The 24,462-nt window shown below is 64.8% G+C and carries 24 protein-coding genes; 5 read left to right on the top strand and 19 right to left on the bottom strand.

Annotated features, from left to right (window positions below; all coding sequences use genetic code 11):
- Nucleotides 1-129: 129 nt before the first annotated feature.
- From FJ959_RS10100 to FJ959_RS10050, 11 genes are all read right to left on the bottom strand, one after another.
- Nucleotides 130-942, bottom strand: a complete 813-nt coding sequence (locus FJ959_RS10100; RefSeq protein ID WP_140629994.1) for an enoyl-CoA hydratase family protein — start codon at nucleotides 940-942, stop codon at nucleotides 130-132.
- Complete coding sequence (locus tag FJ959_RS10095) at nucleotides 939-1,409, bottom strand: MarR family transcriptional regulator (RefSeq protein ID WP_140513060.1); 471 nt, start codon at nucleotides 1,407-1,409, stop codon at nucleotides 939-941. Before FJ959_RS10095 ends, FJ959_RS10100 begins: the two co-directional genes overlap by 4 nt.
- Nucleotides 1,403-2,176, bottom strand: a complete 774-nt coding sequence (locus tag FJ959_RS10090) for an SDR family NAD(P)-dependent oxidoreductase (RefSeq protein WP_140629991.1) — start codon at nucleotides 2,174-2,176, stop codon at nucleotides 1,403-1,405. The genes FJ959_RS10095 and FJ959_RS10090 overlap by 7 nt, the downstream gene beginning before the upstream one ends.
- Complete coding sequence (locus FJ959_RS10085) at nucleotides 2,173-4,467, bottom strand: bifunctional salicylyl-CoA 5-hydroxylase/oxidoreductase (RefSeq protein ID WP_140629988.1); 2,295 nt, start codon at nucleotides 4,465-4,467, stop codon at nucleotides 2,173-2,175. Before FJ959_RS10085 ends, FJ959_RS10090 begins: the two co-directional genes overlap by 4 nt.
- A 141-nt stretch (nucleotides 4,468-4,608) precedes the next feature.
- Nucleotides 4,609-5,208, bottom strand: a complete 600-nt coding sequence (locus FJ959_RS10080) for a VOC family protein (protein WP_140629986.1) — start codon at nucleotides 5,206-5,208, stop codon at nucleotides 4,609-4,611.
- Nucleotides 5,209-5,288: 80 nt separating this feature from the next.
- Nucleotides 5,289-6,125 (bottom strand): ATP-binding cassette domain-containing protein, encoded by an 837-nt coding sequence (locus FJ959_RS10075; protein ID WP_140556782.1) that lies wholly within the window; start codon nucleotides 6,123-6,125, stop codon nucleotides 5,289-5,291.
- The gene (locus FJ959_RS10070; protein ID WP_140629984.1) at nucleotides 6,118-6,996 is read right to left on the bottom strand and encodes an ABC transporter ATP-binding protein; all 879 of its coding nucleotides are present in this window, start codon (nucleotides 6,994-6,996) and stop codon (nucleotides 6,118-6,120) included. The genes FJ959_RS10075 and FJ959_RS10070 overlap by 8 nt, the downstream gene beginning before the upstream one ends.
- Entirely contained in the window at nucleotides 6,993-7,841 is an 849-nt protein-coding gene (locus FJ959_RS10065; protein ID WP_140496967.1) for an ABC transporter permease, read from the bottom strand. Before FJ959_RS10065 ends, FJ959_RS10070 begins: the two co-directional genes overlap by 4 nt.
- Nucleotides 7,834-8,841 carry an ABC transporter permease gene (locus tag FJ959_RS10060; protein ID WP_140496965.1) on the bottom strand — a complete coding sequence of 336 codons (1,008 nt, stop codon included), beginning with the start codon at nucleotides 8,839-8,841 and terminating at the stop codon, nucleotides 7,834-7,836. Before FJ959_RS10060 ends, FJ959_RS10065 begins: the two co-directional genes overlap by 8 nt.
- An 88-nt stretch (nucleotides 8,842-8,929) precedes the next feature.
- Nucleotides 8,930-10,459 (bottom strand): ABC transporter substrate-binding protein, encoded by a 1,530-nt coding sequence (locus FJ959_RS10055; RefSeq protein WP_140556779.1) that lies wholly within the window; start codon nucleotides 10,457-10,459, stop codon nucleotides 8,930-8,932.
- Nucleotides 10,460-10,571: 112 nt separating this feature from the next.
- On the bottom strand, nucleotides 10,572-12,146 hold the full coding sequence (locus FJ959_RS10050; RefSeq protein WP_140629981.1) for an NAD(P)/FAD-dependent oxidoreductase: 1,575 nt from the start codon (nucleotides 12,144-12,146) through the stop codon (nucleotides 10,572-10,574).
- A 118-nt stretch (nucleotides 12,147-12,264) separates the two neighbouring features.
- On the opposite strand from FJ959_RS10050, the gene FJ959_RS10045 reads away from it, so the two are divergent.
- The 5 genes from FJ959_RS10045 to FJ959_RS10025 all read left to right on the top strand — a co-directional run bounded on the left by FJ959_RS10045 (nucleotide 12,265) and on the right by FJ959_RS10025 (nucleotide 19,175).
- Nucleotides 12,265-13,056 carry a cyclase family protein gene (locus FJ959_RS10045; RefSeq protein ID WP_140496959.1) on the top strand — a complete coding sequence of 264 codons (792 nt, stop codon included), beginning with the start codon at nucleotides 12,265-12,267 and terminating at the stop codon, nucleotides 13,054-13,056.
- A 290-nt stretch (nucleotides 13,057-13,346) separates the two neighbouring features.
- Entirely contained in the window at nucleotides 13,347-14,918 is a 1,572-nt protein-coding gene (locus tag FJ959_RS10040) for an NAD(P)/FAD-dependent oxidoreductase (RefSeq protein WP_140629979.1), read from the top strand.
- Complete coding sequence (locus FJ959_RS10035) at nucleotides 14,918-15,400, top strand: MarR family transcriptional regulator (protein WP_140496955.1); 483 nt, start codon at nucleotides 14,918-14,920, stop codon at nucleotides 15,398-15,400. Before FJ959_RS10040 ends, FJ959_RS10035 begins: the two co-directional genes overlap by 1 nt.
- 45 nt (nucleotides 15,401-15,445) lie before the next feature.
- Nucleotides 15,446-17,599: an indolepyruvate ferredoxin oxidoreductase subunit alpha gene (locus FJ959_RS10030; RefSeq protein ID WP_140629976.1), complete on the top strand. Its 2,154-nt coding sequence runs from the start codon at nucleotides 15,446-15,448 to the stop codon at nucleotides 17,597-17,599.
- Entirely contained in the window at nucleotides 17,592-19,175 is a 1,584-nt protein-coding gene (locus FJ959_RS10025) for an indolepyruvate oxidoreductase subunit beta family protein (protein ID WP_140629973.1), read from the top strand. The genes FJ959_RS10030 and FJ959_RS10025 overlap by 8 nt, the downstream gene beginning before the upstream one ends.
- Before the next feature lie 15 nt (nucleotides 19,176-19,190).
- Here the strand turns inward: FJ959_RS10025 and FJ959_RS10020 are convergent, their stop codons facing one another.
- The 8 genes from FJ959_RS10020 to FJ959_RS09985 all read right to left on the bottom strand — a co-directional run bounded on the left by FJ959_RS10020 (nucleotide 19,191) and on the right by FJ959_RS09985 (nucleotide 24,128).
- Complete coding sequence (locus FJ959_RS10020; RefSeq protein ID WP_224680772.1) at nucleotides 19,191-20,930, bottom strand: sulfatase-like hydrolase/transferase; 1,740 nt, start codon at nucleotides 20,928-20,930, stop codon at nucleotides 19,191-19,193.
- A 94-nt stretch (nucleotides 20,931-21,024) separates the two neighbouring features.
- Nucleotides 21,025-21,219: a hypothetical protein gene (locus FJ959_RS10015; RefSeq protein WP_140629971.1), complete on the bottom strand. Its 195-nt coding sequence runs from the start codon at nucleotides 21,217-21,219 to the stop codon at nucleotides 21,025-21,027.
- Between the two features lie 357 nt (nucleotides 21,220-21,576).
- Complete coding sequence (locus FJ959_RS10005) at nucleotides 21,577-22,026, bottom strand: periplasmic heavy metal sensor (RefSeq protein ID WP_140629968.1); 450 nt, start codon at nucleotides 22,024-22,026, stop codon at nucleotides 21,577-21,579.
- Entirely contained in the window at nucleotides 22,023-22,472 is a 450-nt protein-coding gene (locus FJ959_RS10000) for a hypothetical protein (protein WP_140629966.1), read from the bottom strand. The genes FJ959_RS10005 and FJ959_RS10000 overlap by 4 nt, the downstream gene beginning before the upstream one ends.
- Nucleotides 22,465-22,611 carry a hypothetical protein gene (locus FJ959_RS31680; protein ID WP_181171968.1) on the bottom strand — a complete coding sequence of 49 codons (147 nt, stop codon included), beginning with the start codon at nucleotides 22,609-22,611 and terminating at the stop codon, nucleotides 22,465-22,467. The genes FJ959_RS10000 and FJ959_RS31680 overlap by 8 nt, the downstream gene beginning before the upstream one ends.
- Nucleotides 22,604-23,146 (bottom strand): RNA polymerase sigma factor, encoded by a 543-nt coding sequence (locus FJ959_RS09995; protein WP_140629964.1) that lies wholly within the window; start codon nucleotides 23,144-23,146, stop codon nucleotides 22,604-22,606. The genes FJ959_RS31680 and FJ959_RS09995 overlap by 8 nt, the downstream gene beginning before the upstream one ends.
- Nucleotides 23,147-23,190: 44 nt before the next feature.
- Nucleotides 23,191-23,634 (bottom strand): EF-hand domain-containing protein, encoded by a 444-nt coding sequence (locus FJ959_RS09990; RefSeq protein WP_140556763.1) that lies wholly within the window; start codon nucleotides 23,632-23,634, stop codon nucleotides 23,191-23,193.
- A 305-nt stretch (nucleotides 23,635-23,939) separates the two neighbouring features.
- Nucleotides 23,940-24,128, bottom strand: coding sequence for a DUF2158 domain-containing protein (locus FJ959_RS09985; protein ID WP_140496939.1), 189 nt, complete (start codon nucleotides 24,126-24,128; stop codon nucleotides 23,940-23,942).
- Nucleotides 24,129-24,462: the final 334 nt, after the last annotated feature.

Genomic DNA, 24,462 nt, shown 5'->3' with positions numbered 1-24,462 from the left:
TCGCAAATCGCCTGCGCCGCAGGATGGCTGCCGCCGCCGAAGCTGCCAATCTCCCCCCTAGAGGGGGAGATGGCCGGCAGGCCAGAGGGGGGCGCTGTCCCGCCAACGTCTCCATCAACCTGCTCATCCTCAATTCCCCTCGAACACCGGGTTTTCCTTGGCAACAAACGCCTTGTACGCCCGCTCGAAATCGCGCGTCTGCATGCAGATCGCCTGCGCCTGCGCTTCCGCCTCGATCGCCTGGTCGAGGCCCATCGACCATTCCTGGTTCAACTGCGTCTTGGTGATGCCATGGGCGAAGGTCGGGCCGGAGACGATGCGCGCCGCCATGTCGAGCGCGTCGGCCTCGAGCGATGCCGCCTCTACAAGCCTGTTGTAAAACCCCCAGCGCTCGCCTTCGGCAGCCGTCATGGTGCGGCCGGTGTAGAGCAGTTCGGCGGCGCGGCCCTGGCCGATGATGCGCGGCAGGATCGCGCAGGCTCCCATGTCGCAGCCGGCAAGACCGACGCGGGTGAACAGGAATGCCGTCTTGGCGTCCGGCGTGGCGATGCGGATGTCGGAGCTCATGGCGATGATGGCGCCGGCGCCGACCGCCACGCCGTCGACCGCCGCGATGATCGGCTTGCCGCAATTCAGCATCGCCTTTACGAAATCGCCGGTCATGCGGGTGAAGGCCAGGAGTTGCTTCATGTCCATCTTGACCAGCGGGCCGATAATGTCGTGGACATCGCCGCCGGAGCAGAAATTGCCGCCATTGGACAGGAACACCACGGCATCGACATCGTCGGCATAGACGAGGTCGCGGAATGTATCGCGCAGTTCCGCATAGCTGTCGAAGGTCAGCGGGTTCTTGCGCTCCGGCCGGTCGAGCCGGACCTTGGCGATCCGGCCTTCGACCTGCCAGAGGAAATGCTTCGGCTTGAAGCCGGCCATCTTGCTCATTCGCGTCCCTCCCAGTTGCTGCGGAACGAGGTCAGCATGCCGGTCAGCCGGCGCGCGTCGTCCTCGCTCACCTTGCCCAGCAATTCGCCGACCCAGCCCTCGTGAGCGGCAGCGATGACTGCGAAGGACTTCGAGCCCTCATCCGTCAGCCGCACCATCGAGGTGCGGCGGTCGCCATTGCGGCGGGCGCGCGCGACCAGCCCCTCGGATACGAGCCGATCTACGATGCCCGTGACATTGCCGTTGGATACCAGCAGGAAGCGCGACAGATCGCTCATCAGCATGCCTTCGGGCGCTCGGTAGAGCGCGGCCATCACGTCGAAGCGCGGCAACGTCGTGTTGAATTCCTTCTTCAGGCGCTCGCGCAGTTCGGCCTCGATCGTGCGCGAGGCGCGCAGCAGCCTGATCCACAGCCGCAAGCGGTCCTTGCCGGGTCCCGACGGCGCGGGCAGGGGGCCGGCTACCATGTTTCGCCTCCTGAGATCGAAATTGCCTGTCCGGTGATCGACGCTGCCGCATCGCCGCACAGCCACAGCACGGCCGCGGCAATTTCCTGCGGCTGGATGAAGCGGCCTTGCGGATTGGTCGCGGCAAGGCTCGCCCGCGCCTGCTCCACCGAGCGGTCGGTTTTTTCCACGATCCGCTGGATGGACTCCTCCAGCATTTCGGTTTCCACAAAACCCGGGCACACCGCGTTGACGGTCACGCCGGACTTCGCCGTCTCGGCGGCAAGCGCCCGCATCAGGCCGACGACGCCATGCTTGGCCGCCACGTAAGGCGCAACATAGGCGTAGCCTTTCAGTCCGGCGGTAGACGCGATGAAGACGATGCGGCCCGCCCTGCGCGCGGCCATGCCGGCGAGCGCCGGCTTCACCGTCAGGAAAGCGCCGGTCAGGTTGACGTCCAGCGTCCGCTGCCAGTCGGCCAGCGTGGTCTTGTGCGCCGGCGTGCTGCCCGCCATGCCGGCATTAGCGACGACGATGTCGAACGGCCCGCGCGCGGCCTCCGCCGTCTCGTAAAGCGATGCCATCGCCGCCTCATTGGTGACATCGGCAGTGATGGCGAAAACGCCTTTGCTTTCGCCAGCCACCTTGGCCAGCTCCGCCTCGCGGCGGCCGCATATGGTGACGTCGATGCCGGCACCAGCCAGCGCCAGAGCGATCGCTCGGCCGACACCAGACCCGCCGCCGGTGACAAGGGCATGGCTGCCGGCGATCATCGCGGCGGCCGTCATACTTTCAGCCCCGCTGCGGCATCGCGTTCGGCCAGCCGGTAGATCTGGTCGCGCCCGGGCAGATAGGGATCGGGCCATTTGACGCCACGGTCGCCGAGCGCCACCGCCGCATGCAGCGTCCAGTAGGGATCGGCGAGATGCGGCCGTGCCAGCGCCACCAGGTCGGCGCGGCCGGCCATCAGGATCGAATTGACATGGTCCGGCTCATAGATGTTGCCGACCGCCATCGTCGCCATGCCGACCTCGTTGCGGATGCGGTCGGAAAACGGCGTCTGGAACATGCGGCCATAGACCGGCTTTGCCAGCACCGAAGTTTGTCCTGCCGAGACGTCGCAAATGTCGACGCCGGCCTCATGCAACAGCCGCGCGATCTCGACGGCGTCGGCGGGTGTTACGCCTTCGATGCCGACCCAGTCATTGGCCGAAATGCGCATTGAGATCGGCTTCTGCGCCGGCCAGGCGGCGCGTACGGCGCGAAAGATTTCAAGGGGATATCGCATGCGGTTTTCCAGCGAACCGCCATACGCATCCGTGCGCCGGTTGGTGACCGGCGTGATGAAGGACGACAGGAGATAGCCGTGCGCGGCGTGGATCTCGAGCATGTCGAAGCCGCAGCGGTCGGCCATCTCAGCCGAAGCCACGAACCCGTCGCGCACTCTGTCCATGTCGGCGCGGTCCATCGCCTTCGGCACCTGATTCTCAGGTGACCACGCCACCGCCGATGCCGCCATGACGGGCCAGTTGCCCGCCGCCAGCGGCACGTCGGTGCCTTCCCAACCAACCCGTGTCGAGCCCTTGGCGCCGGAATGGCCGATCTGCGCGCAGATCTTCGCTTCGGTCTCGGCATGGACGAAGCCGACCAGCCGTTTCCACGCCATCTCATGTTCGGGCGCATAGAAGCCCGGGCAGCCGGGCGTGATCCGCCCTTCCGGACTGACGCAGGTCATCTCGATATAGATGAGCCCGGCGCCGCCCTTGGCACGCTCGGCATAGTGCGTGAAATGCCAGTCCGTCGGGCAGCCGTCGACAGCCTTGTATTGTGCCATCGGCGACACGACCACGCGGTTGTTGAGCCGCATGTCGCGCAGCTGGAAGGGCGCGAACATCGGGGCGCGACGGAGTCTGTTGGCGCCGGCGCCCGCCTGGCGCTGGAACCACTCCTCCGCGCTTTCAAGCCACTCCGCGTCGCGCAGCCGCAGGTTTTCGTGGCTGATGCGCTGCGAGCGGGTCAGCAGCGAATAGTTGAACTGCACCGGATCGAGGCCGAGATAACGCTCGACCTCCTCGAACCATTCGAGCGAGTTGCGCGCCGCCGACTGCAGCTTCAGCACCTCGGTGCGGCGCGCGTCCTCATATTTGCGGAAGGCGGCCTTTAGGTCCGGTTCGGTTTCGACATACTCGGCCAGCGCGACAGCGCTTTCCAGCGCCAGCTTGGTGCCGGAGCCGATCGAGAAATGGGCTGAGGCCGCCGCGTCGCCCATCAGCGCCAGATTCTCAAACGACCAGCGCTCGCACAGCACGCGCGGGAAATTGATCCAGGCCGAACCCCTGATGTGGTTGGCATTGGTCATCAGCTTGTGGCCGCCAAGATGCTTTTCGAAGATGCGCTCGCAGACGGCGATGGATTCCTGCTGCGTCATGGCGCCGAAGCCGAAGGCGGCCCAGGTCTGTTCGCTGCACTCGACGATGAAGGTCGCGGTGTCGCTGTCGAACTGGTAGGCGTGCGCCCACACCCAGCCATGCTCGGTCTTTTCGAAGATGAAGGTGAAGGCGTCGTCGAATTTCTGGTGGGTGCCGAGCCACACGAACTTGCATTTGCGCGTGTCGATGTCGGGCTTGAAGATGTCGACGAAGCTGTTGCGCGCCCTGGAATTCAGCCCGTCTGCGGCGACGACCAGGTCATGCGTCTCCATATAGGGCCGGGGATCGGCGATGTCGGTCTCGAACACCAGCTTGACACCGAGCTCGCGTGCGCGCCGCTGCAACAGGATCAAGAGCCGCTTGCGGCCGATGCCGCAGAAGCCGTGGCCTGAGGATACAGTGCGCACGCCGTCATGGACCACGGCGATGTCGTCCCAATACGCAAAATGCTTCTTGATCCAGACGGCGCTGACCGGATCGTTCCTGGCCAGATTCTCAAGCGTTTCGGCTGACAGAACGACGCCCCAGCCGAACGTGTCGTCGGCGCGATTACGCTCGAAAACCGTCACATCGTGCGCGGCGTCCCTCAGCTTCATCGAAATGGCGAAGTAAAGGCCGGCTGGTCCGCCGCCGAGAACCGCAACCTTCATCTGTGCGATCTCCTCTTCGCTTGCTTGATTTCAGTATCGCGCCGGGGCCAAGATATTTCAAGCTTAAAGTTTTATGCCGAAACGATTATGCGAAATAGCGGACCGCGCGCTCGCGCATCGCCGCACGCGCGGTCCGTGGGGTCACTTTTCCGGGTTCTTCGGGCTCCACAGCACCGTCTCGGCACTCTTCTCGTAAGCCATGCCGTCGGGATAGCTGATCGCTTCCAGTTGCAAGCCCCAAGGCGCCTGGAAGTAAAGGATGGTCTGGCCGGCGGCGGGTCCTTCCTTGACCGGCAGCGGCCCCAACCTGGTCTTTACGCCCTTGGCCTCGAGATAGGCTTTCGCCGCCGCGACGTCGTCGACATAGAAGGCGATGTGAAAACCGCCAATGTCGCTGTTCTTCGGTGTCAGGTCCTTCTGGTCCGGCGCGGTGTATTTGAACAGCTCTATATTCGACCCCGTGCCGCAGCGAACCATGGTGACCTGCTCGATGACAGCCTTCGGATCGACGCCGAGAAGATCCTGCATGAAGGTGCCCTTGTCGTCGGCGAACGGGCCGAACGACATCGCCTTCTTGCAGCCGACCACGTCGGTGAAGAAATCGACCGCCTGCTTCATGTCGGGAACCGTGATGCCGGTGTGGTCGTGCCCGCGCATACCGGGGATCGAGCTTGCTGCCGCCATACCGGTGCTGCCGAGGATGGCGGCAGCGAGTGCTGCATTTCGAATTGTTGTCTTCATGTCAGTTTCTCCTCCATTTGGCGGGGCTTTGTCATTGGCCGGTCGCACATCCGAGCCCGCTTTTCGGCGTGCGTATGCATTCATGTCGGAGCCTTGGCAGCGGAAGGAATATCCAGCCAGCCGTCGTCGATTTCGGGCAGTGGGATGGCCGCGATCAGGTCGCGCGTGTAGGTCTGTCGGGGATTTTCGAAGAGAGCGTCCGTCGCGCTCGCTTCGACGATCCTGCCTTCGCGCATGACGATGACCTGCCGGCACAGCCGCCGGATGACCGACAGATCGTGGCTGATGAAGGCGACCGTCAGCCCCATCTCCTCCGCCAGTTTCTCCAGAAGGGTGAGGATCTGCGCCTGCGTCGAGACGTCGAGGCCGGAGACGATCTCGTCGGCCAGCACGAATTTCGGCGCCAGCGCCAGCGCGCGCGCTATGCCGACGCGCTGGCGCTGGCCGCCCGACAGTTCGTGGCGGTAGCGGCCGGCGAAGCTCTGCGGCAGGCCGACGCGCTGCAAGGCCTCGGCCACGCGGTCCCTGAGATTGTCGCCAAGCCCGTTCTGCTTCAGCGGCGCGGCAATGATGCTGGCAATGGTGCGGCGCGGGTTGAGCGACGACATAGGATCCTGGAAGATCATCTGCAAATCGCGGCGCAGCGGCCGCAACTCCGCCTCCGGCAGATGCGTGATGTCGAGGCGCTCGAAGCTGATGCTGCCGGCGCTGGGCTCCAGCAGTCGTACCAGGGCACGGCCGAGCGTCGACTTGCCGGATCCGGACTCGCCGACGATGCCGGTCACCGATCCCTTGGGCAGGTCAAAGTCCAGGCCTTTTAGGATTTCCGCCAGCGGCGCGCGGCCGATCAGCGGCTTGCGGGTCATGTCGGGCAGCGCGACTTTCAGGCCGCGCACGGAAAACAGCGGCTCAGCCATGCGGTCGCCTCCACGCCTGGTCCGCGGCCGCAATCTCCGCGGCAAGCCCGGCCAGCACTGCCTCGTCGACCGGCTTTAGCGAGGCGAGGGGATCGGTGTAGCGCGGCGTTGCCGCCATCAGTGCCCGTGTGTAGGGGTGCTGCGGTGCCGCGAAGAGGGCAGCTGTTTCGGCCTCTTCCACGACCTTGCCGGCATAGAGCACCGAGACCTTCTGGCTGATCTTGGAGACGACGCCGAGGTCGTGGGTGACGAACAGGATCGCCGTGCCGTGCTCGCGCTGCAACGCAGCGATGAGCCGCAGGATCTGCTTCTGCACGGTGACGTCGAGCGCCGTGGTCGGCTCGTCGGCGACGATCAGCCGGGGCTCGGCGGCGAAGGCTGCGGCGATCAGCACGCGCTGGCGCATGCCGCCGGAAAGCTCGTGCGGGTAGCTTTTCAGTACCCGGTCGGGGTCACGGATCTGCACCTCGTCCAGCAATTGCCGGATGCGGGTTTCGGCCCTCTCGCCGCTCCAGCCGAGGATGCGCACCAGCCGGTCGGTCGTTTGCGGGCCGATGCGGCGCGACGGGTTGAGCGCGGTCAGCGGATCCTGCGGGATCAGTGCGGTGCGCGCGCCGATCAGCGTGCGCCGTGCCTTCGGGTTGAGCTTGCCGAGGTCTTCGCCCTCGAGCCGCATATCGCCCTCGACGATGCGCACGCTCGACGGCAAGACGCCAAGTACCGCCTTGCCGATCATCGTCTTGCCGGCGCCGCTTTCACCGACCAGTGCTCGCACTTCGCCGGGCTGCACGGCAAGCGACACCGAGCGCAGCACGCGCTGGCCGTTCGGCAGCACGGCGCTCAACTCCTTGATATCGAGACAGGCGCTCATCGCAGCACCGGATCGAAACGTGTCTTCAGCGCCTCGCCGAACTGGCTGAACGACAGCACGGTCAGGATCAGCGTGATCAGCGGGAATACCAGCACCCACCAGGCCTGGTGGATCGACAGCCGGCCCTCGGCGATGATGCCGCCCCAGGTCGGGTCGTCGGTCGAGATCGACAGGTTGACGAAAGACAGGATCGCCTCGACGATGACGGCGATGCCCATTTCCAGCGACAGCAGCGCCACGATCGATGGCACCACATTGGGCAGCACTTCGCGCAGCATGATGCCGATGCGGCCATAGCCGGCGATGCGGGCGTTCTCGACATAGTCCATGCGCGACTGGCCCATCGCCTCGGCGCGGATGACCCGGCAGAAACGCGTCCAGTCGATGATCGCGATCGCCAGGATGACAGAGCTCAAACCCGTGCCGAGCACGGCAACCAAAAGGATGGCGAACAGCACCGGCGGGAATGCCATCCAGACATCGACGATGCGCGAGATGATGCGGTCGGCCCAGCCGCCGAAATAGCCGGCGATCAAGCCCAGGGTCGAGCCGACAAGGCAGGCGGCGCTGGCGGCGGCGAAGGCAACGATGAAGGCGATGCGCCCGCCGAAGATCAGGCGTGACAAGAGATCTCGGCCGAGGCTGTCGGTGCCCAGCCAATAGCCGGGCTCCGCGCCATCGAGCCAGAACGGCGGCAAACGTTCGAGCATAAGATCCTGCGCAAGCGGGTCCCGCGGCGCGACCAGCGGCGCCAGGATCGCCGCCAGCAGCACCAGCAGCAGCCAGCCGCCGGCCAGCCAAAGCCTGGCGCTTGAGCCGTGTCTCGAGATGCGGCTCTCATCCATGGCGCAGCCTCGGATTGAGCAGGGCGTACATCATATCCACCGCGAGATTGATCAGCACGAACAACAGCGCGAAGACCAGCACGATGCCCTGGATCAGCGGCAGGTCGCGGTTGATGACCGCGTCGATCGCCATGTTGCCGAGACCCTCATAGGAAAACAGCCGCTCGACGATGACCGTGCCCCCGATCAGGAAGGTGAACTGCACGCCGACCAGCGTCAGCGTGGGCAGGGCGGCATTCTTCAGCGCCTCGCGCAGGATGACCTGCGTTTCCGAAAAACCCTTCACCCGCGCCAGCACGACATAGTCGAGGTCGAGCACTTCCTTCAGCGATTGTTTCAGTAGCTGCGAGATGATCGCCGCCAGCGGCAATGCCAACGCCACTGCCGGCATAAGCATGTGCTTCAGGAGATCCCATGTGAGATCGAGGCGGAGCCGAAGCAAGCTTTCGAACAGATAGAACTGGCTGACGAAGGGCAGGTCGAGTTGCGGCGAGACCCGGCCGGAAATGTCGAAGATCGGCACCAGCACCCCGAACAGCAGGATCAGCACCAGGCCCCAGAGGAAGTCGGGAATGGAAAGTGCCGCCCCGCTGGCGATGTCGATGCCGGCTTCCACCGCCGTGCCTCGTTCGCGGGCGCCGAGGATGGCCATCGTCCCCCCGATCGCCACCGCCATGATAAGCGCGACGATGGCGAGTTCCAGCGTTGCCGGCAGCCGGTTGAAGACAAGCCCGAGCACGTCTTGCCGCAGCGAGATCGAGGTGCCGAAATCGCCTTTGACGACGCCGGACAGCCAGATGAAGAACTGCTCGACAATCGTCTTGTCGAGGCCGTAGAGCGCCCGCAGCCGGGCGATGTCGACATCGGTCGCGCCGGGCGGCAGCATCATGGCGATCGGATCGCCGGGAGCGATGCGGATCACGACGAAGACGACGACCGCCACGCCGAACAGCGTGATCAGCATCGTCAAAAGACGGATCAGGAATCGTTGCAGGAGCATGTAAATCTTTGCTGGAGCCCGGAGGCTCGTATGCCGAAAGAAGATGCGCGCCGTCGCTATGGACGGCGCGCGGCAAGCCCGGCCGATATCAGGCCGGGGTCATCAGGGCCGGCAACAGCGCGCCGGACACATGCTGCACGACGTTGACGCCCTTGGCATGCACGATCGGCTGCGCATACTGCATCAGCGGCAGCACATAGGCTTGCTCGGCGATGTATTTGTCCACCGCCTTCCAGCCGGCGATGCGCTTGGCCTCGTCCTTCTCACCCCACAGCGGGTTGATCATGTCGATCAGATCCTGGCTGTCCCACACCGAGTGCGGGCTCGGTCCATACATGGCAAAGCCGGTCGAGGTGGTCGGGTCGCCGATGGCGTTGCCCCAGTTGTAGAAGGCCGCCGGCGCCAGCTTGTCGGCGGCGCGCAGTTCGTAGTGCTTGGCGATCTCGTAGACCTCGATCGTCGCCTCGATGCCGACCTTGCGCCACATGCCGACGATCGCCTGGATCATCTCATAGTCCTTGGGCTTGAAGCCCTTGGTCGTCTGGATGGTGAACTTGACCGGCTTTTCCGGCGAATAGCCGGAAGCGGCCAGCAATTGCTTGGCCTTTTCCGGATTGTGCTCGACCTTGATCGACGCGTCGTAGGCCGCGTATTCCGGCGTTTCCAGCGTGGCGAGCGGCTGGCCGTAGCCGCGCAGCAGCCGCTTGACCAGAAGCTCCTTGTCGACCGCCATGACGGCTGCCTGGCGCACGTTCTTGTCCAGCATCGCCTCGACGTCGTTGAAGAAGATCATGCCGATGTCGGAAACATTCTTGATCGAGCCGGCAAGGCCGTCCTTGGCGATCAGGCGGTCATACTCCTCATAGGGAATCTCGAGCGTCACCTGCGAGGAGCCGGACTCGATTTCGGCGACACGGCTCGCCGCGTCTGTGACGAATTTGATCGTCACGTTCTCGAATGCCGGCTTGCCGCCCCAGTACTTCGGATTGGCCTTCAGCCGCAGGAAGGCGTTGCGTTCGAACTTCTCGACCATGTACGGGCCGGTGCCGATCGGAGCCTTTTCGAAACCTTCGGCGCCCACCTTCTCGTAATAGGCCTTCGGCATGATGTAGCCCGTGAGGAACGACATCCACTTGAAGTAGACCGGGTCGAACTGCACGACATCGCCCGTGATCTTGTTGCCCTCGATCTTGAAGTTGTTGACGTTCTTCCACACGAACTGGATCGGGTTGCCGGTCTTTTCATCGCCGGCCCGCTGCAACGACCAGACCACGTCCTCGGGCGTGAACGGCGAGCCGTCATGCCAGGTTACGCCCTCGCGCACCGTCATCATGATCTTGGTGCGGTCGTCATTCCAGCCCCACTCGGTGAGCAGCCCCGGCGCGAAGGACAGGTCCGGCTTCTGCGGGATGAACTGATCGAACACCGACTGGTAGAGGCCCTGGATGGTCGGGTTGACCGCCGAAGGTCCGGTGGTCGGATCCCAGGACGGCAGGTTGACATTGTAGGCGATGGTCAGTTCGCCGGCCGCCGCCCCGGCGATCTTCGGCAGGCCGATGGCCGTCGCCCCGAGTGCGGCGGCACCGTATCCGAGCAATTCGCGTCTGTTGATTGTCATGGTCGTTCCCCTTGTTGGTTTTTCTGTTTTCCGTGCACGGCTTCGTTGTTTGATCAGTGGGGTCCCTGGGCAACCGTACCTTGCCTTGCTCCACCCCAATGCCTTTCGGCTGCTACTTCCCGCCAAGCTGTTGCGCCAGCATGAAGCCCGAGGCGGCACCCGTGCCGGCGCCCGGCCATGTGGCGGCACCGGTGAGATGCAGATTGGCCACAGGCGTGTTCCAACCGGCGTAGCCGCGTGCCGGGCGAAACAGGAAATTCTGTGCCAGGTGGTGGCTACCACAAACCTGGTCGCCGCCGACGAGGTTCGGGTTCTCGCGCTCGAGGTCGATGGGCGAGAATACGGCCTGGTCAAGGATCTTGGCTCGCAGGCCGGGCGCGTAGGTTTCGACGATGTCGAGCACGCGCTCGGCATAGCGATCCTTGACCTGATCCCAATGCGCGGGCGCGATCTTGCCGGCGGCGTCGCCAAGGATTTCTGCCGGCAGCATGCGCACCTGCACCCACAGCACATGCTTGCCTTGAGGCGCGCGCGACGGATCGACCGCGGTTGGTTGGCCGAGGACCAGCACCGGCTCGTCCGGCAGCACGCCCGCCATCGCCTGCTGATAGGTGCGCGACATGGCGTCGAGCGACGGTGACAGATGCACATAGGCGAACTGCCGCAACTCGGCGCCGGCGCGCCAGTCCGGCAGATCGTCCAGCGCCAGATGGATCATCATGGTGCCCGGCGCGTGGCGGAATTTTTGCATCGCCGTGTCGAAGCCGGCGTCGCCGGAACCGTTGGGCAAAAGCGTGCCGGCCAACGCCTTGGGTGCAACGCCGGCAATGACCGCCCTGGTGGCCGTGTGCGTCTCACCGGACTTGAGCCGCACACCCGTCGCCTTGCCGGCCGAAACCGTGATTTCGGCCACCTCGGCGTTGGTGAAGATCTTGCCGCCGGCGCCCGTGACCATCCCCGATAAGGCACGAATGATGGTGTGGGCGCCGCCCTTGCCCAGCACCATGCCGAAACTCTGGTTGGCCATGGATTCCAGATAAGGGAACACGGCACCGCCTGCGATGTCGGGCGCAAAGTCGAGATGCATGCCCCAGGTGGCGAGCGTCGCCCGCACATGGGGCGACTCGAAAGTCTCCTCCAGCCACGCGCGGGGCGAGGAAAGCAGCAGGCGCCCGGTATCGAGCGCGCCGGTAAGGCCCTTCTTGCGCCAAAGGTTCCACACCGTGCCGGCAAGGGCGCGGGCGCTCATCGGTGACCCCAAGAGGCGAAACAGATGCTCTGCTTCCGCCGGGAAGGCGGCGACCAGCTTGCGCCACGTGGCGGCATCGGCGGCGGAGAAGGCAGCCATGCGCGCGGCCGTCTTTTCCAGATCGTTGCTGACGCCGAACCAGCGTCCGTCCGGGAAGGCGCTGGCGAAACAGTCGGCGACCGGCGCGAATTCCAGCCCGTGGGCGTTCAATTCATTTGCATATTTCCGGTGGAAGGCCGAGCCGGCGAACAGGCTCAGATTCATCGCACCGAAATCGTGCCGAAAACCCGGCAGCGTGAACTCGCGGGTCTGGACGGCGCCGCCGATCGTTGCACTGCGCTCAAAAACCCCGGTTTTCCAGCCTTTGAGTGCCAGATGCGCGGCGCAAGCCAGACTGTTGTGGCCCGCCCCGACAAAGATGGCGTCGAACTCGCTCACGCCCCGCACCCATTTCCTTTATGCTTAAAGATAATTGCAGATGCATATGTTTTCGTCTAGTAGGATATTAAGGGCCGAGACGAGCCTTCAGCACATCAGACAAGAGGGAACAGAGACCATGGACACGCAACAACTCCTCGGCGAAGTCGCCGGCCAGCTTCTTTCAGGCGCCATCAAGGTGGTCGACCTGTCGGCGCCGCTCGGTCCTGACACGCCGCTGATCAAGCTGCCGCCGGAACTTGCCGTCGACACGCCGAAGGTCGAGATCCATAACATCTCCCGTTACGACAAGAATGGTCCCTGGTGGGCCTGGAACTGGCTGAAGCTCGGCGAACACTCGGGCACGCATTTCGACGCGCCGCAGCACTGGATCAGCGGCAAGGATTATCCGGATGGCGCCACCGACACCATTCCGGCGCAGAACTTTATTGGTCCGGTCAATGTCATCGACTGCTCCAAGGAAGCCGCCGCAGACCATGATTTCCTGCTCACCGTCGATCACATCAAGGCGTGGGAAGCCAAGCATGGCGCCATCAACGCCGGCGAATGGGTGGTGATGCGCACCGACTGGTACAAGCGCAACGGCTCGGAAGCCGAATTCCTCAACGCCAACGAGACCGGCCCACACACGCCCGGCCCGACGGCGGAAGCAATCCAGTTCCTGATCAGCAAGGACATCAAGGGCTGGGGCTCGGAGACGATCGGCACCGATGCCGGCAAGGCCGGCGGCATGGAGCCGCCATTCCCGGCCCACACGCTGATGCACAAGGCCAACCGCTATGGTCTGGCCAGCCTGTGCAACCTCGACCAGTTGCCGCCGAAGGGCGCCATCCTGATCGCCGCGCCGCTCAAGATCGAGCACGGCACCGGCAGCCCGATCCGCGCCCTGGCGCTGGTGCCGGGCAAATAGGGCGAAGTGGATCTTCGGGAGAAGATCATGCGCGCGGGCGATGCGATCGGGAGGCAGGTTGGCGGCACTCGCGCCCTACGGCGCCCCCCTCTGTCCTGCCGGACATCTCCCCCTCAAGGGGGGAGATTGGCAGCTTCGGCGCCCCTCTCATTCCTGCAACGTTGGAGATTGGCGAAAGCGGTGATGACAGCCAATCTCCCCCCAAAAGGGGGAGATGTCCGGCAGGACAGAGGGGAGCGCCGTAGAGGACTGACCTCCCAAGCCTATCCGCTGCCCACGGGGAACCGCCAATGAACGCCCCCGACCACATCATCGTCGGCAGCGGCATCAACGCGCTGGTCTGCGCGGCGTTGCTCGGCGGCAAGGGCGCCAAGGTACTCGTGCTGGAGCGCAACGACCGCATTGGCGGCTGCATGCGCACCGAGGAAATCACCGCGCCCGGTTTCATCCATGATGTGATGGCGACGACCTTCGTGCTGTTCATTACCTCGCCGGCTTACGCGGCGCTGGGCAAGGACTTGGCCCGGCATGGCCTGGAGTTCTGTCACGCGGCCACCCCGACGGGGGTGCTGCGGCCCGACGGCAACCATGCCGTGCTCAGCACCGACCGCGCCGCCAACATCGCCGCCTTCAATGCGATCGCCGCAGGCGACGGCGACCGGCACGCCGAGGATGTCGGCGGCATCGAGCGCAATGCCGGGCTGCTGTTCGGCCTGCTCGGCGGCAGCCTGTGGACCTACCCGACGGCGAAGCTGCTCGCCGGTGATGCCTGGCGGCGGAGCCCGCGCGGGCTGGCCGCCTTTCTCGGCGATGCGTTGGTGCCGGCGCGCGGATGGCTGGAAAGCACCTATCGGTCCGAAACCATACGCGCGCTGTGGGCACCGTGGGTCCTGCATGCCGGACTTGGGCCGGAAGATGCTTTCTCCGGCCAGATCGCCAAGGTCATCGCCTTCGCGCTGGAGGCTGCGGGCGCGCCGATCGTCAAGGGCGGGGCGAAGAACCTGCTGTCGGCCTTCGAGGCGCTTGTCAAAGAGCGCGGCGGGGTCATCTCCACCGAGGCCGACGTTGCCTCGATCATCCTGACCGAAGGTCGCGCCACCGGCGTGCGGCTGGCCTCGGGCGAAACCGTCCATGCGAAGAAGAGCGTCATCTGCTCGGTCACGCCAACGCAGCTTTACGATCGGCTGCTCGGCAGCGGCAGCCCCAGGAATGACATCGAGGCGACGCAAAAATACCGCTACGGCAAAGGCAATTTCCAGATCCACTATGCCCTCGACGAGCCGCCTTCATGGCGAGGCCAGGGGTTGGACGAGGTGGCGCTGCTGCATCTGACGCCTGGGTTGGACGGGGTATCGAAGGCCTGCAACGAGGCGGTGCGGGGCATGCTGCCCGAAGTGCCGACCATCTGCGTCGGCCAGCCGCACGCGCTCGATCCCTCGCGTTGCCCGCAAGGCAAGGCGATCCTGTGGCTGCAACTGCCCGAGGCGCCCCGTCACATCAAGGGTGATGCCGCCGGCAAGCTGCAGGCGCCGGCGGACGGGCAATGGACCGACGCGCTGCGCGAGGCCTATGCCGATCGCGCCGAAGCGATCCTTGCCAGTCATATCGATGGCTTCAAGGACAGCGTCATCGCGCGCCGCGCCTATTCGCCTGCTGATCTCGAAGCGATGAACATCAATCTGGTCGGCGGCGACCCCTATGGCGGGTCCTCGACCGTCGACCAGTCCTTCCTGTGGCGGCCGTTCAAGACCAGCCGCAATCACCAGACCGGCATCAAGAACCTCTACCATATCGGCGCCTCGACCCATCCGGGCGCGGGCCTCGGCGGCGGCTCCGGCTTTCTCCTGGCGGGGAGACTATGATGGAGCAGAAAATCGCGGAAAAGCGCCAGCGCATATCGACCTTGGGTCAGATCGGCCTGCAGCAATTCGCGCCCTATCTGATGAACCGCATCATGGGCCGCTACAACGCCACCTTGCGCGACGATTTCCGCAAGCAGGGCCTGACCATTTCGCAGGTGCGGGCGCTCGCGGTGCTGTCGGTCACCGACGGCGTCACCGTCAACGACCTCTCGGTCTACACGGTGATCGAGCAGTCCACCTTGAGCCGCACGCTCGACACGCTTGAGGGGCAGGGGCTTGTGCGGCGCGAGCAGGGGGTTAGCGACAGTCGCATCCGCCATGTGTTCCTGACCGACGAAGGCCGCACCGAGTTCACCCGCGCCTGGCCGGCCATGCATGACGCTTTCGAGGCCATGTTCGACGATGTCGACGACGCCGAATACGCCGCGCTGATCGCGACATTGCAGAAGATGCTGAAGAACATTCGCAAGCACGACATCTAGAGCTACGCGCCGCCGAAGCCGGGCGGCAACGGAAGGAGGCCAAAAATGGCCGAACGGTCTTTTGCCAAGGAAGTCGAAAAGCTGAGGCTCGGCGCCGGCGAGGAATTTGCCGGCGAAGGCATCCTCGCCATCACCAAGGCGCTGCTGCAATGCGGCGTCGGCTATGTCGGCGGCTACCAGGGTGCGCCGATCAGCCATCTCATGGACGTGCTGGCCGATGCACAGGACATTCTGGGCGAACTCGGCGTGCATTTCGAGGCGAGCGCCTCGGAAGCCACCGCCACCGCCATGCTGGCGGCCTCGGTGCATTATCCGATCCGCGGCGCGGCGACCTTCAAGTCGACGGTCGGCACCAACGTCGCCTCCGACGCGCTCGCCAACCTCGCCTCCGGCGGCGTCACCGGCGGTGCGTTGATCATCGTCGGCGAGGACTATGGCGAGGGCTCCTCGATCATGCAGGAGCGCAGCCATGCCTTCGCCATGAAGAGCCAGGTCTGGCTGCTCGACCCGCGCCCGAACCTGCCCTCGATCGTCAAGGCCGTGGAAGACGGCTTCGAGTTGTCCGAGGCCTCCAACACGCCTGTCATGCTGCAGGTGCGCATCCGCTGCTGCCATGTCCACGGTCATTTCACCGCCAAAGACAACAAGCGGCCGCCGATGACGGTGGCCGATGCGCTGGAGGCGCCCCGCCGCGACACCGGCCGCATCGTGCTGCCGCCCGCTTCCTTCCTGCACGAGAAGGAGAAGGTCGCGAAGCGCTGGCCGGCGGCGGTGGATTTCATCAAGAGCCGCAAGATCAACGAGATCTTCGGTTTCGATCACGGCTCCGTCGGCATCGTCATGCAGGGCGGCATGTACAATTCCGTCATCCGCGCTTTGCAGCGGCTCGGCCTTGCCGACACCTATGGCGAGACCGACGTGCCGCTCTACGTGCTCAATGCCGTGTATCCGTTGATCGACGACGAGTTTCTGTCCTTCTGCGAAGGCAAGCAGGCGGTGCTGGTCGTCGAGGAAGGCCAGCCCAACTACATCGAACAGGCCTTTGCCGCCATGCTGCACAAGGCCGGGCGTGGCACCCGCCTGGTCGGCAAGGAGCACCTGCCGATGGCCGGCGAATATACCGGCCAGGTCATGCTCGACGGCATCGGCGCCTTCCTGCGCACCGAGGCGCCGCATCTTCTGCCCGGCGAAGTGCGGGCTCCCAACAAGGTCGGCGACGGCGTCGACACGGCGGACCTGATCAATGTCGTTCCAGGTCGACCGCCCGGTTTCTGCATCGGCTGCCCGGAGCGGCCGATCTTTGCCGCGACAAAACTGGTCGAACAGGAACTCGGCAAGCACCACATCGCGTCCGACATCGGCTGCCACCTGTTCTCGATCATGCCGCCCTTCGAACTCGGCGCCACCACAATGGGCTACGGGCTCGGCCCGGCCTCGGCCTCGGCCTTCAATTCACCCGACGCCAAGCGCCGCTCGATCTCCTTCGTCGGCGATGGCGGCTTCTGGCACAACGGCCTGACCTCCTCGATCGGCAACGCGGTGTTCAACAAGAACGACGGCGTCATCGTCATCGTCGACAATTTCTACTCGGCCGCGACGGGAGGACAGGATATCCTGTCGTCTCGCGCCGGCAACAAGACCAAGTCGACGAAGCATCCCATCACCGAGGCCGTGAAAGGCATGGGCGTCAAGTGGCTGCGCCATGTCGACCGCACCTATGACGTCGGCAAGATGCAGGACACGCTGCGCGAGGCGCTGACCACGGACGAGAAAGGCCCGAAAGTCATCGTCGCCTCGTCGGAATGTATGCTCAACCGCCAGCGCCGCGAAAAGCCCCTGGTCGACAAGGCGATCAAGGGTGGGACGCGCGTCGTCAAGCCGAAGTTCGGCGTCGATGAGGATATCTGCACCGGCGACCATGCCTGCATGCGGCTGTCCGGCTGTCCGTCGCTGTCGGTGAAGTCGCTCGACGATCCGCTGCGCGACGATCCGGTGGCAAGCATCGACCAGAACTGCGTCGGCTGCGGCAATTGCGGCGAAGTCGCCGATGCGGCGGTGCTGTGCCCGTCCTTCTATCGCGCCGATGTCGTGCACAATCCGAGCCGCTGGGACCGTTTCCTCGAGAGCGCCCGGCGCGCCGTCATCGGTCTTTTGCAGCGTCGCCGCGAAGGCCGCCGTCTGGTGTTCGCCGATGCTTGATCACAACGCCTCACTGCGCCCGAAGACAGGCGCCGCCGACGACGAACGCGTTATCAAGCTTGCGGTGCTTGCCGTCGGCGGCCAGGGCGGCGGCGTGCTTGCCGATTGGATCACCGACGTCGCCGAGCGCAACGGTTACGTGGCGCAATCGACCTCGGTGGCCGGCGTCGCCCAGCGCACCGGCGCCACCATCTACTATGTCGAGATGGCCCGTGACACCGGCCGCCTGCCGGTCTTCGCGCTGTCGCCCTCGCAAGGCGACGTCGACATATTGATTGCCGCCGAGCTGATGGAAGCCGGCCGCGCCATCATCCGCGGCTTTGTCACTCCCGACCGCACGACGTTGATCACCTCTTCGCACCGCATCGCCGCCGTGTCGGAAAAGATCGAGCCCGGCGACGGCAGGGCGTCGTCGTCGAAGGTGTACGCGACGGCTGAAGCCGCATCGAAGCGCTTCATCGCTTTCGATATGGAAAAGATCGCCGCCGACAGCGGCTCGATGATCTCGGCCAGCCTGCTTGGCGCGCTGGCCGGCTCCGGCGCTCTGCCGTTCACGCGCGAAAGCTACCAGGAGGCGATCGGCGCCGGTGGCCGCGGCGTCAAGGCCAGCCTCGCCGCCTTCGCCGCCGCCTATGATCGCGCGCGCGGCACGGCATCATCGGCTGCGCCAAAGCCGGCAGAAGCGGCTGTCGTCGGCTCCGCCCTGGCCGCTGGACAGGTGAGTGGCCCGCAAGACCTCCTGCGAGGCTGGCAGGCCCTGGCCGCCCGCATCGACGTGATGCCCGTGGCGGTGCGCGACATGGCGCTGCGCGGTCTGCGAAAGGTCGTGGACTATCAGGACATTGCCTACGGACGCGAATATCTCGACCGCCTGGACAAAGCCGTCGTGCTGGACGGGCCTGATCGAGCCTATGCCCTCTCGATCGCCGCCGCCAAGCATTTGGCGAACGCCCTATGCTACGACGACATGATCCGCGTCGCCGACCTGAAGACGCGCTCGACCCGCGACAGGCGCGTGCGCAAGGAGGTCGGCGTCAGGGATGGCTCGGTCCTGCAGGTGACCGAGTATTTCCATCCGCGCATCGAGGAGTTCTGCGGCACGCTGCCGGCGGGGCTGGGCAGCTACATCGAGAACCGGCCGAAGCTCGCCGCCTTCCTTGACCGTCGCATCAATCGCGGCCGGCGCATCCGTACCGATAGTTTTGCCGGTTTCACCGCTCTGTGGTTCATCGGCGGCCTGCGCCGCTGGCGCCGCCGCCTGCTGCGCCACAAGGTGGAAGCCGCGCATCTGGAGAGCTGGTACGCGCTGGCGCTGGGCCATGCGCGTGAGGACTATGCGTTGGCCGTGGAGATCCTGAACTGCCGCCGGCTGATCAAGGGCTACAGCGACACCCATGTCCGTGCCCAGTCGAAGTTCGACCGCGTGCTGTCGGCGCTCGACCTGCTCAAGGGGCGCGCCGACGCCGCTGACTGGATGAGGCGGTTGCGCGAGGCGGCGCTGAAGGACGAGAAGGGCGACATGCTCGATGGCGCTCTCAAGACGGTGGCGACGCTGGGGGCCGGGCCGACACACTGAGGCCGCGTCGCGCCGTCACCGTGTTTCGACTTGTGAATGAAGCGGCGCAGCTTGCGGGAAAAGATGCAGCAGTCCTGAATCGGCGCGGCGGCGCAGATGTGCCTCCACCTCGGCCCGGTCAGCACAGCCATGGAACCTGCCGCCGCAATGGTCACGCAACCGCACCAGATCGGACATGACGGGTGACATCGGCAGGCCGGCGGCATCGAGCAGGCTTGCGCTGAGAAAGGCAATATCGAGCGACGCCATATCGGGCATCGGGTGACGCAGTGGATGATGGAAGGTCGTGAGGGTGTAGAAGGTGCGATAGGCGAGCGAGTCAAGCTTGGCCAGCGCGTCACTGCCTGCGGTCGCATCGACAAACGGTTTGGTTGCCGAGGACTGGTGGTCGCCGAATTCGAGCACCACGGCGCCGCGCGTGCCGGCCTCCGCTTCCCGTTGCTTGAGAAAATCCTGAAGGTCGCCGCGCGCGATCGCCATGCGGCGCAGATATTCGCCGACCTGGAAATCGTCCGCGAAAGGCTCGCCTTCCATCTTCAATCCCGGCTCCATCCGCCCCTCATAGGGCGAGTGCGGAAACATGGTCTGGATTTCGAGGAACAGTGGCCGGCCGTCTTCCCGGCGGTGCCTGGCGATGAATGCCTCCGCCGCGTGATAATAGAAACGGTCGCGCAGGTGGTAGAAGGGCGCGGCGATATCCTTGATGTCGAGGACGTTCTCGAACCCGATCGACTTCAAGAAAGGCCCCTCGTTGACGAAGGTAAAGTCCATCGGCGTCATGACGGCCGTTCGATAGCCGCAGCGCGCCAGCAACTCCGGCAACGCGCCGGCGACCTTGTCCTGTAGCGTGATCGTCAGATAGGGACTTCGCCAGCCGAAATCGGTGGCCGAAACCCCGGTCATCAAGGACAAATTGCTGATCCAGGTGCCGCCGCCGAACGTCTCGACCTGCATCGGGCGGGGCTCGCCGGCGGCAGGTGCAAATCGCTGCAGGAATCCCGCGCCGCTGGCGATCTGCGGAAAATAGCTTGGATCGGACTGGCTTTCGCTCAACACGAAGAAAATATCGGGAAGCGCTGCCCGGTCGCCGCAGTCGACCGTGTCGGCGAAGGGTGGCTGTGGCGCGACGGCCTGCAGCCGCTGCTCGAACGCCGGCTCGACGACCAGGTTGCGCAGATCCATCAGTGAGATGAAGAAGGCCGACATGTGCCGGCCCTGCATATAGTAGAAGTACCGGTCCTTCGAAGCCTCGGCGGGAAAGGTCAGCGGCACCAGCGTGACGAGGACGGCCAGAAGCAGGGCGCGCGCCGATGCGGGCCAGCCAAGCTTCCGGTCGGCGCGAAAGATCAGGATCACTGCGGCGATGCCAAGCACCAAAGCCGCAGCGACAGGCAGGATGAGGTGGAGATAGGAGCCGAGCAGGAAGCGATACACTCCCGGATCCGTCGACACGAAGATCGTGTCGTAGAAGTGCAGCGAGAACCCCTTCATCCGGAATTTGACCGCCGAGATCAGCGTCACCAGGGCAACGGCCATCCAGGCGAGATAGACGGAAAAGGCGAGGCGCCCCGATGTCAGGAACACCGCTCCCGCGAGCGCCGCCACCAATGTCAGCGAGAACGGCACCGACAGCCATTCATGCTCGGCCCGGCCGGCACCAAAAACGCCCGCAAGGCTGATCAGCACCAACGCCAGCGGATGGCAGAAGGCCCGCAAAGGCCCTTGAAGTCGAGATATGGCTTTCCCCACGAACATGTCTGTGCGTTCCTTTGGGGGAGCTTTGTGTCATTTGCCGCTTTCGAACAATTCCATAGTAAATTTAACCTTAATCGCCATGTGCGATGGGAATTCAGACGACCAGATCGCGCATCGGCTTCACCGTCGCGGACTCCGGGAACACCTTGTCGACGAGCACCGCCGCCGAAAGCCCGAACTGGTCGGCGAGCAGGCCTTTCAGCACCGCCCTGACATCGCTGGTCGGCGCCAGATCGCGCTGGTTACCAGTGACGCCAGCGGTGCCAGACCCGATGTGGGTGCCAGACACGATGGGGGTGCCAGACGTGGAAGACCGGGCCGGGCCGGTAATAACGCGGATACACAACCACCCGATTGGGCACGCAGCGCCCCCCGTGGTTGGGATGCCAGCCGGGGCCGCAACCCCATGCCACATGCTCGATCAGCGCCGGGGCGCTTGGCTGGGGCAGCATCGGCGTGGCGGATGCCGCCGCAACGGTCGCGGCCGTTCCGGTCAAGGCAAGCGCGGCGGCGGCCGCGTATTGTGTCAGACGGTTCATGACGATACTCCAAATGGTCTCGAAGTTGAAAACCTGTTCGCACCAAGCTGTCCGGCAGGTGTGCCCTTCTTGCCTTAAACGGCGGCTTCGGCGCATTCCGTCGGTGCTTATGGCGATTTTTTTGGCGCCGGCGGCAACCCGGCGCGTCTTGTCAGCCCCTCAGCCAGAACGCCGCGATCCTCTGCCGAACTTGCCGCGGCGAACTCGACGATGCGCTGCTCCAGCCGCATGCGCATGGTGACGTCGGCGTTGCGGGCCCGATCGAGCGCGGCTGTCAGGGCTGCCGTGTCGAGGGTGGGCTGCCGCAGCAGGTCGGCGGCCTCGCGCCTGGCCTGCTGGCCGTCGAGAATGACTTGGCGGGATTCGCGCCGGACCTCACGCAACGCCTTGCGGAAGATCCTGCGTTCCTGGTCCGGAAGCCGGCCTCCGGCCGCTTCCAGCGAATAGCCCTGGCCCGCCTTGCCACTTCTCAGCCAGACGGCCCCGCCGGCAAGGGCGCCGGCCAGGAAGACGTTCAGCGCCACGGACGCGATGAGGAGCTTGCGGCTCGTGCTCATAGGTTTTCCTCGATGGTGTCGTCGGGACCGGCATCGCCGAACGCCGTCGCATTGGCGTCCAGCACATACTGATCGGGCTGAACCTCAGGCGTGGCGACGATCACCAAAGCCGATCCGGCAACCGCGCCGGCCAGGCCGATGCCGGCAAGTCCCAGTCCCAGCCACCACAAACGCTGGCGCGAGCGTTGGGCAAGATGCCGGTCGGCAGCCCTCACTATGCCGCCGTGCAGCGCCTTGCCGGGCGCCTCGACGCGATAGCTGTCGAGCAGGGCGTCGAGCTTGCCGGCATTCCTCAGAATAGCCGCGCCCGCGTCGCTTGCGGCAAGGATGCTGCCCGCCGCGCGTTCGGCCTGTGGCCATCGCCGCAAGTCGCCGCCATAGGCTGCCGCCAGCACGGCAAAGCGTTCGGCATCCATCGTCGGTGCGTCCCTGGATCGGTCAGACATCGGTCTTTCCCTTGCCTGTTGGCCCCTTGCCCGCTGGCATCGCGTGCCCGCGCGGCGCGGCGATCATCGGAGCCGGCTGCCAGGCGGTGTCGGCAAGGCGCGAACGCTGCGCTTTCATGGCGGCGCGGTTCTCATTCATGGACATCGTCCCTGGCCAGGATCGCCTGCAGCGCCCTGCGGCCGCGCGAAAGCAGGCTCTCCAGGGCATCGACGCTGATCTCCAGGGTCGTGGCCGCCTCGATGTTCGACATGTCCTGATAGTAGACCAGGATGATGGCTTCGCGCTGCCGCGGCGCGATGGCTCGCAAGGCCTGTTCGACGCGCCACGTGTCTTCCCGCGGCTGGGTATCCGGAAGCGGCGCCGGGTCTACCACCTCCGGCAGATCGTCTGTCACCCATTCGCGGCGGCGGCGCAGCCGGTCGTAGCAGAGGTTCAGCGTCACCCGGTGGATCCAGGTGTCGAAGCTGGCATTGCCGCGCCGCCAGCCCGAGGCATGGCGCCAGAGTCGGACGAAGGTCTCCTGCGCGACATCCTCGGCTTCCGCCGCGTCGCCCAGCATGCGCACGGCAAGCGCCAGGATGCGCGGCAGCTTGCGCGCGACCAGCGTTTGCACGGCCGCCGGATCGCCGGCGCCGATACGACGAACCAGATCCTCGTCCGGATCCGCGCTCATCGGCTGGCGCACCCCTGATGGTCATCGCGTGCCATTACCCCCGTTCATTGCTCCGCCTTGGGAGCGGATTTATGGCCCGGCATTTCGTCGACGCTCAGAACGCCGTCGCCATTCTTGTCCAGCCTGGCGAAGCGCTGGGCGAAGAACGCATCGAGCTCGGCGCGGTCGATGAAGCCGTCATGGTTCGAGTCCGCGCGCGCGAAGGACTGTGTCGGGTCGCCCTTGGTGCCGCGCTTTGCCTGGAGGGCCTCCCATTCCAGCAGGCTGATCTTGCCGTCGCCATCCGTGTCGGCGGCCATGATCGCCTTCTCACGCCGCTTCTGGAACTTGGCCAGCGTGATTTCGGGCCTGGTCTTTGACGTGGCTGGCGCGGCAGCGGGGGGCGGTGCAGAAGGGGACGTCGCGGCCGGAGGCTGTGTCGCCGTCTGGGCGAACGCCGTGGCGGTCAGCAGGCTCAAGGCAGCGGCAAGGATCGAACGGCGTATCATGCTGGCGTCTCCGGTTGGCGCGCTGCCATGGCATTGTGCCGTGGCGACGCTTCTCCCGTTAAACGCAGCGGCGGTAGAAATCCGTCGGTGACTTTTAGGCCAGCAGGCGCATGCCGCAACAACGCGCCCGATCGGGCGCTGCTTGCGCCCTGTTCGAACCCTTCAGCTGAAGGGCAGGAACTTGAGCAATTCCAAGAAAAGTGTGTACGGTTTTCCCGGGAAAAGCGCGTAGCGCTTTCCCTATGGAATTGCGCAAAAACAAAGAGATAGAGCGTTTCGCCGTTTCCGCGAAACGGTGAACCGCTCTATGTCGATTGGTCCGCCACCACCAACTGGTCCGGCTTGAAGCCGGCATGCTGCGGGGTCCATACATCGCCCTCGCGGTTGAACCAATGACACATATATGTGCCGGAGGCGGCACCGTCGCTTATCGTCATCTTCGGGCCTCCGGACTTCAGCTTGACGACGTCTCCGGTTTTGAAACTGTTGGGCATTTTGACCTCCCATGCTGACGCCGGGAGTTTCACATCAAACCTCGGTCTCGACAATGGCGGATGCATTCGGCCAGCATCGCGATCCACAGTGCCAGGCGGCGTTTTGAGGTCGGGTCTCGGTCCCAGTTGTAGATTCGGTCGCAGTTGCAGCAATGTGTCTTGCCGTTTGTTGTCGAAATTGGATGTTGAAATTCCTGTTCGGCTGGTGGAGATTGATCCTCTGCTGAGTATTGAGCGCGGCTATCGCTTCGGCGATGCTGCCGATCTGGCACCATGAGTTTCGGACGGAGTTCTATCGAACCGTGATCAGAAGCAACAAACAACAGCAACCCGC

This window comes from Mesorhizobium sp. B2-2-4, assembly GCF_006442375.1.
In the GTDB taxonomy this organism is placed as follows: Bacteria; Pseudomonadota; Alphaproteobacteria; order Rhizobiales; family Rhizobiaceae; genus Mesorhizobium.
This window is presented reverse-complemented; position numbering and strand designations above follow the sequence as displayed.

Coding starts and splice junctions, on each gene's coding strand:
- FJ959_RS10100 (WP_140629994.1), bottom strand. CDS start 942: ATGAGCAAGATGGCCGGCTTCAAGCCGAAGCATTTCCTCTGGCAGGTC.
- FJ959_RS10095 (WP_140513060.1), bottom strand. CDS start 1,409: ATGGTAGCCGGCCCCCTGCCCGCGCCGTCGGGACCCGGCAAGGACCGC.
- FJ959_RS10090 (WP_140629991.1), bottom strand. CDS start 2,176: ATGACGGCCGCCGCGATGATCGCCGGCAGCCATGCCCTTGTCACCGGC.
- FJ959_RS10085 (WP_140629988.1), bottom strand. CDS start 4,467: ATGAAGGTTGCGGTTCTCGGCGGCGGACCAGCCGGCCTTTACTTCGCC.
- FJ959_RS10080 (WP_140629986.1), bottom strand. CDS start 5,208: ATGAAGACAACAATTCGAAATGCAGCACTCGCTGCCGCCATCCTCGGC.
- FJ959_RS10075 (WP_140556782.1), bottom strand. CDS start 6,125: ATGGCTGAGCCGCTGTTTTCCGTGCGCGGCCTGAAAGTCGCGCTGCCC.
- FJ959_RS10070 (WP_140629984.1), bottom strand. CDS start 6,996: ATGAGCGCCTGTCTCGATATCAAGGAGTTGAGCGCCGTGCTGCCGAAC.
- FJ959_RS10065 (WP_140496967.1), bottom strand. CDS start 7,841: ATGGATGAGAGCCGCATCTCGAGACACGGCTCAAGCGCCAGGCTTTGG.
- FJ959_RS10060 (WP_140496965.1), bottom strand. CDS start 8,841: ATGCTCCTGCAACGATTCCTGATCCGTCTTTTGACGATGCTGATCACG.
- FJ959_RS10055 (WP_140556779.1), bottom strand. CDS start 10,459: ATGACAATCAACAGACGCGAATTGCTCGGATACGGTGCCGCCGCACTC.
- FJ959_RS10045 (WP_140496959.1), top strand. CDS start 12,265: ATGGACACGCAACAACTCCTCGGCGAAGTCGCCGGCCAGCTTCTTTCA.
- FJ959_RS10040 (WP_140629979.1), top strand. CDS start 13,347: ATGAACGCCCCCGACCACATCATCGTCGGCAGCGGCATCAACGCGCTG.
- FJ959_RS10035 (WP_140496955.1), top strand. CDS start 14,918: ATGGAGCAGAAAATCGCGGAAAAGCGCCAGCGCATATCGACCTTGGGT.
- FJ959_RS10030 (WP_140629976.1), top strand. CDS start 15,446: ATGGCCGAACGGTCTTTTGCCAAGGAAGTCGAAAAGCTGAGGCTCGGC.
- FJ959_RS10025 (WP_140629973.1), top strand. CDS start 17,592: ATGCTTGATCACAACGCCTCACTGCGCCCGAAGACAGGCGCCGCCGAC.
- FJ959_RS10020 (WP_224680772.1), bottom strand. CDS start 20,930: ATGTTCGTGGGGAAAGCCATATCTCGACTTCAAGGGCCTTTGCGGGCC.
- FJ959_RS10005 (WP_140629968.1), bottom strand. CDS start 22,026: ATGAGCACGAGCCGCAAGCTCCTCATCGCGTCCGTGGCGCTGAACGTC.
- FJ959_RS10000 (WP_140629966.1), bottom strand. CDS start 22,472: ATGTCTGACCGATCCAGGGACGCACCGACGATGGATGCCGAACGCTTT.
- FJ959_RS31680 (WP_181171968.1), bottom strand. CDS start 22,611: ATGAATGAGAACCGCGCCGCCATGAAAGCGCAGCGTTCGCGCCTTGCC.
- FJ959_RS09995 (WP_140629964.1), bottom strand. CDS start 23,146: ATGAGCGCGGATCCGGACGAGGATCTGGTTCGTCGTATCGGCGCCGGC.
- FJ959_RS09990 (WP_140556763.1), bottom strand. CDS start 23,634: ATGATACGCCGTTCGATCCTTGCCGCTGCCTTGAGCCTGCTGACCGCC.
- FJ959_RS09985 (WP_140496939.1), bottom strand. CDS start 24,128: ATGCCCAACAGTTTCAAAACCGGAGACGTCGTCAAGCTGAAGTCCGGA.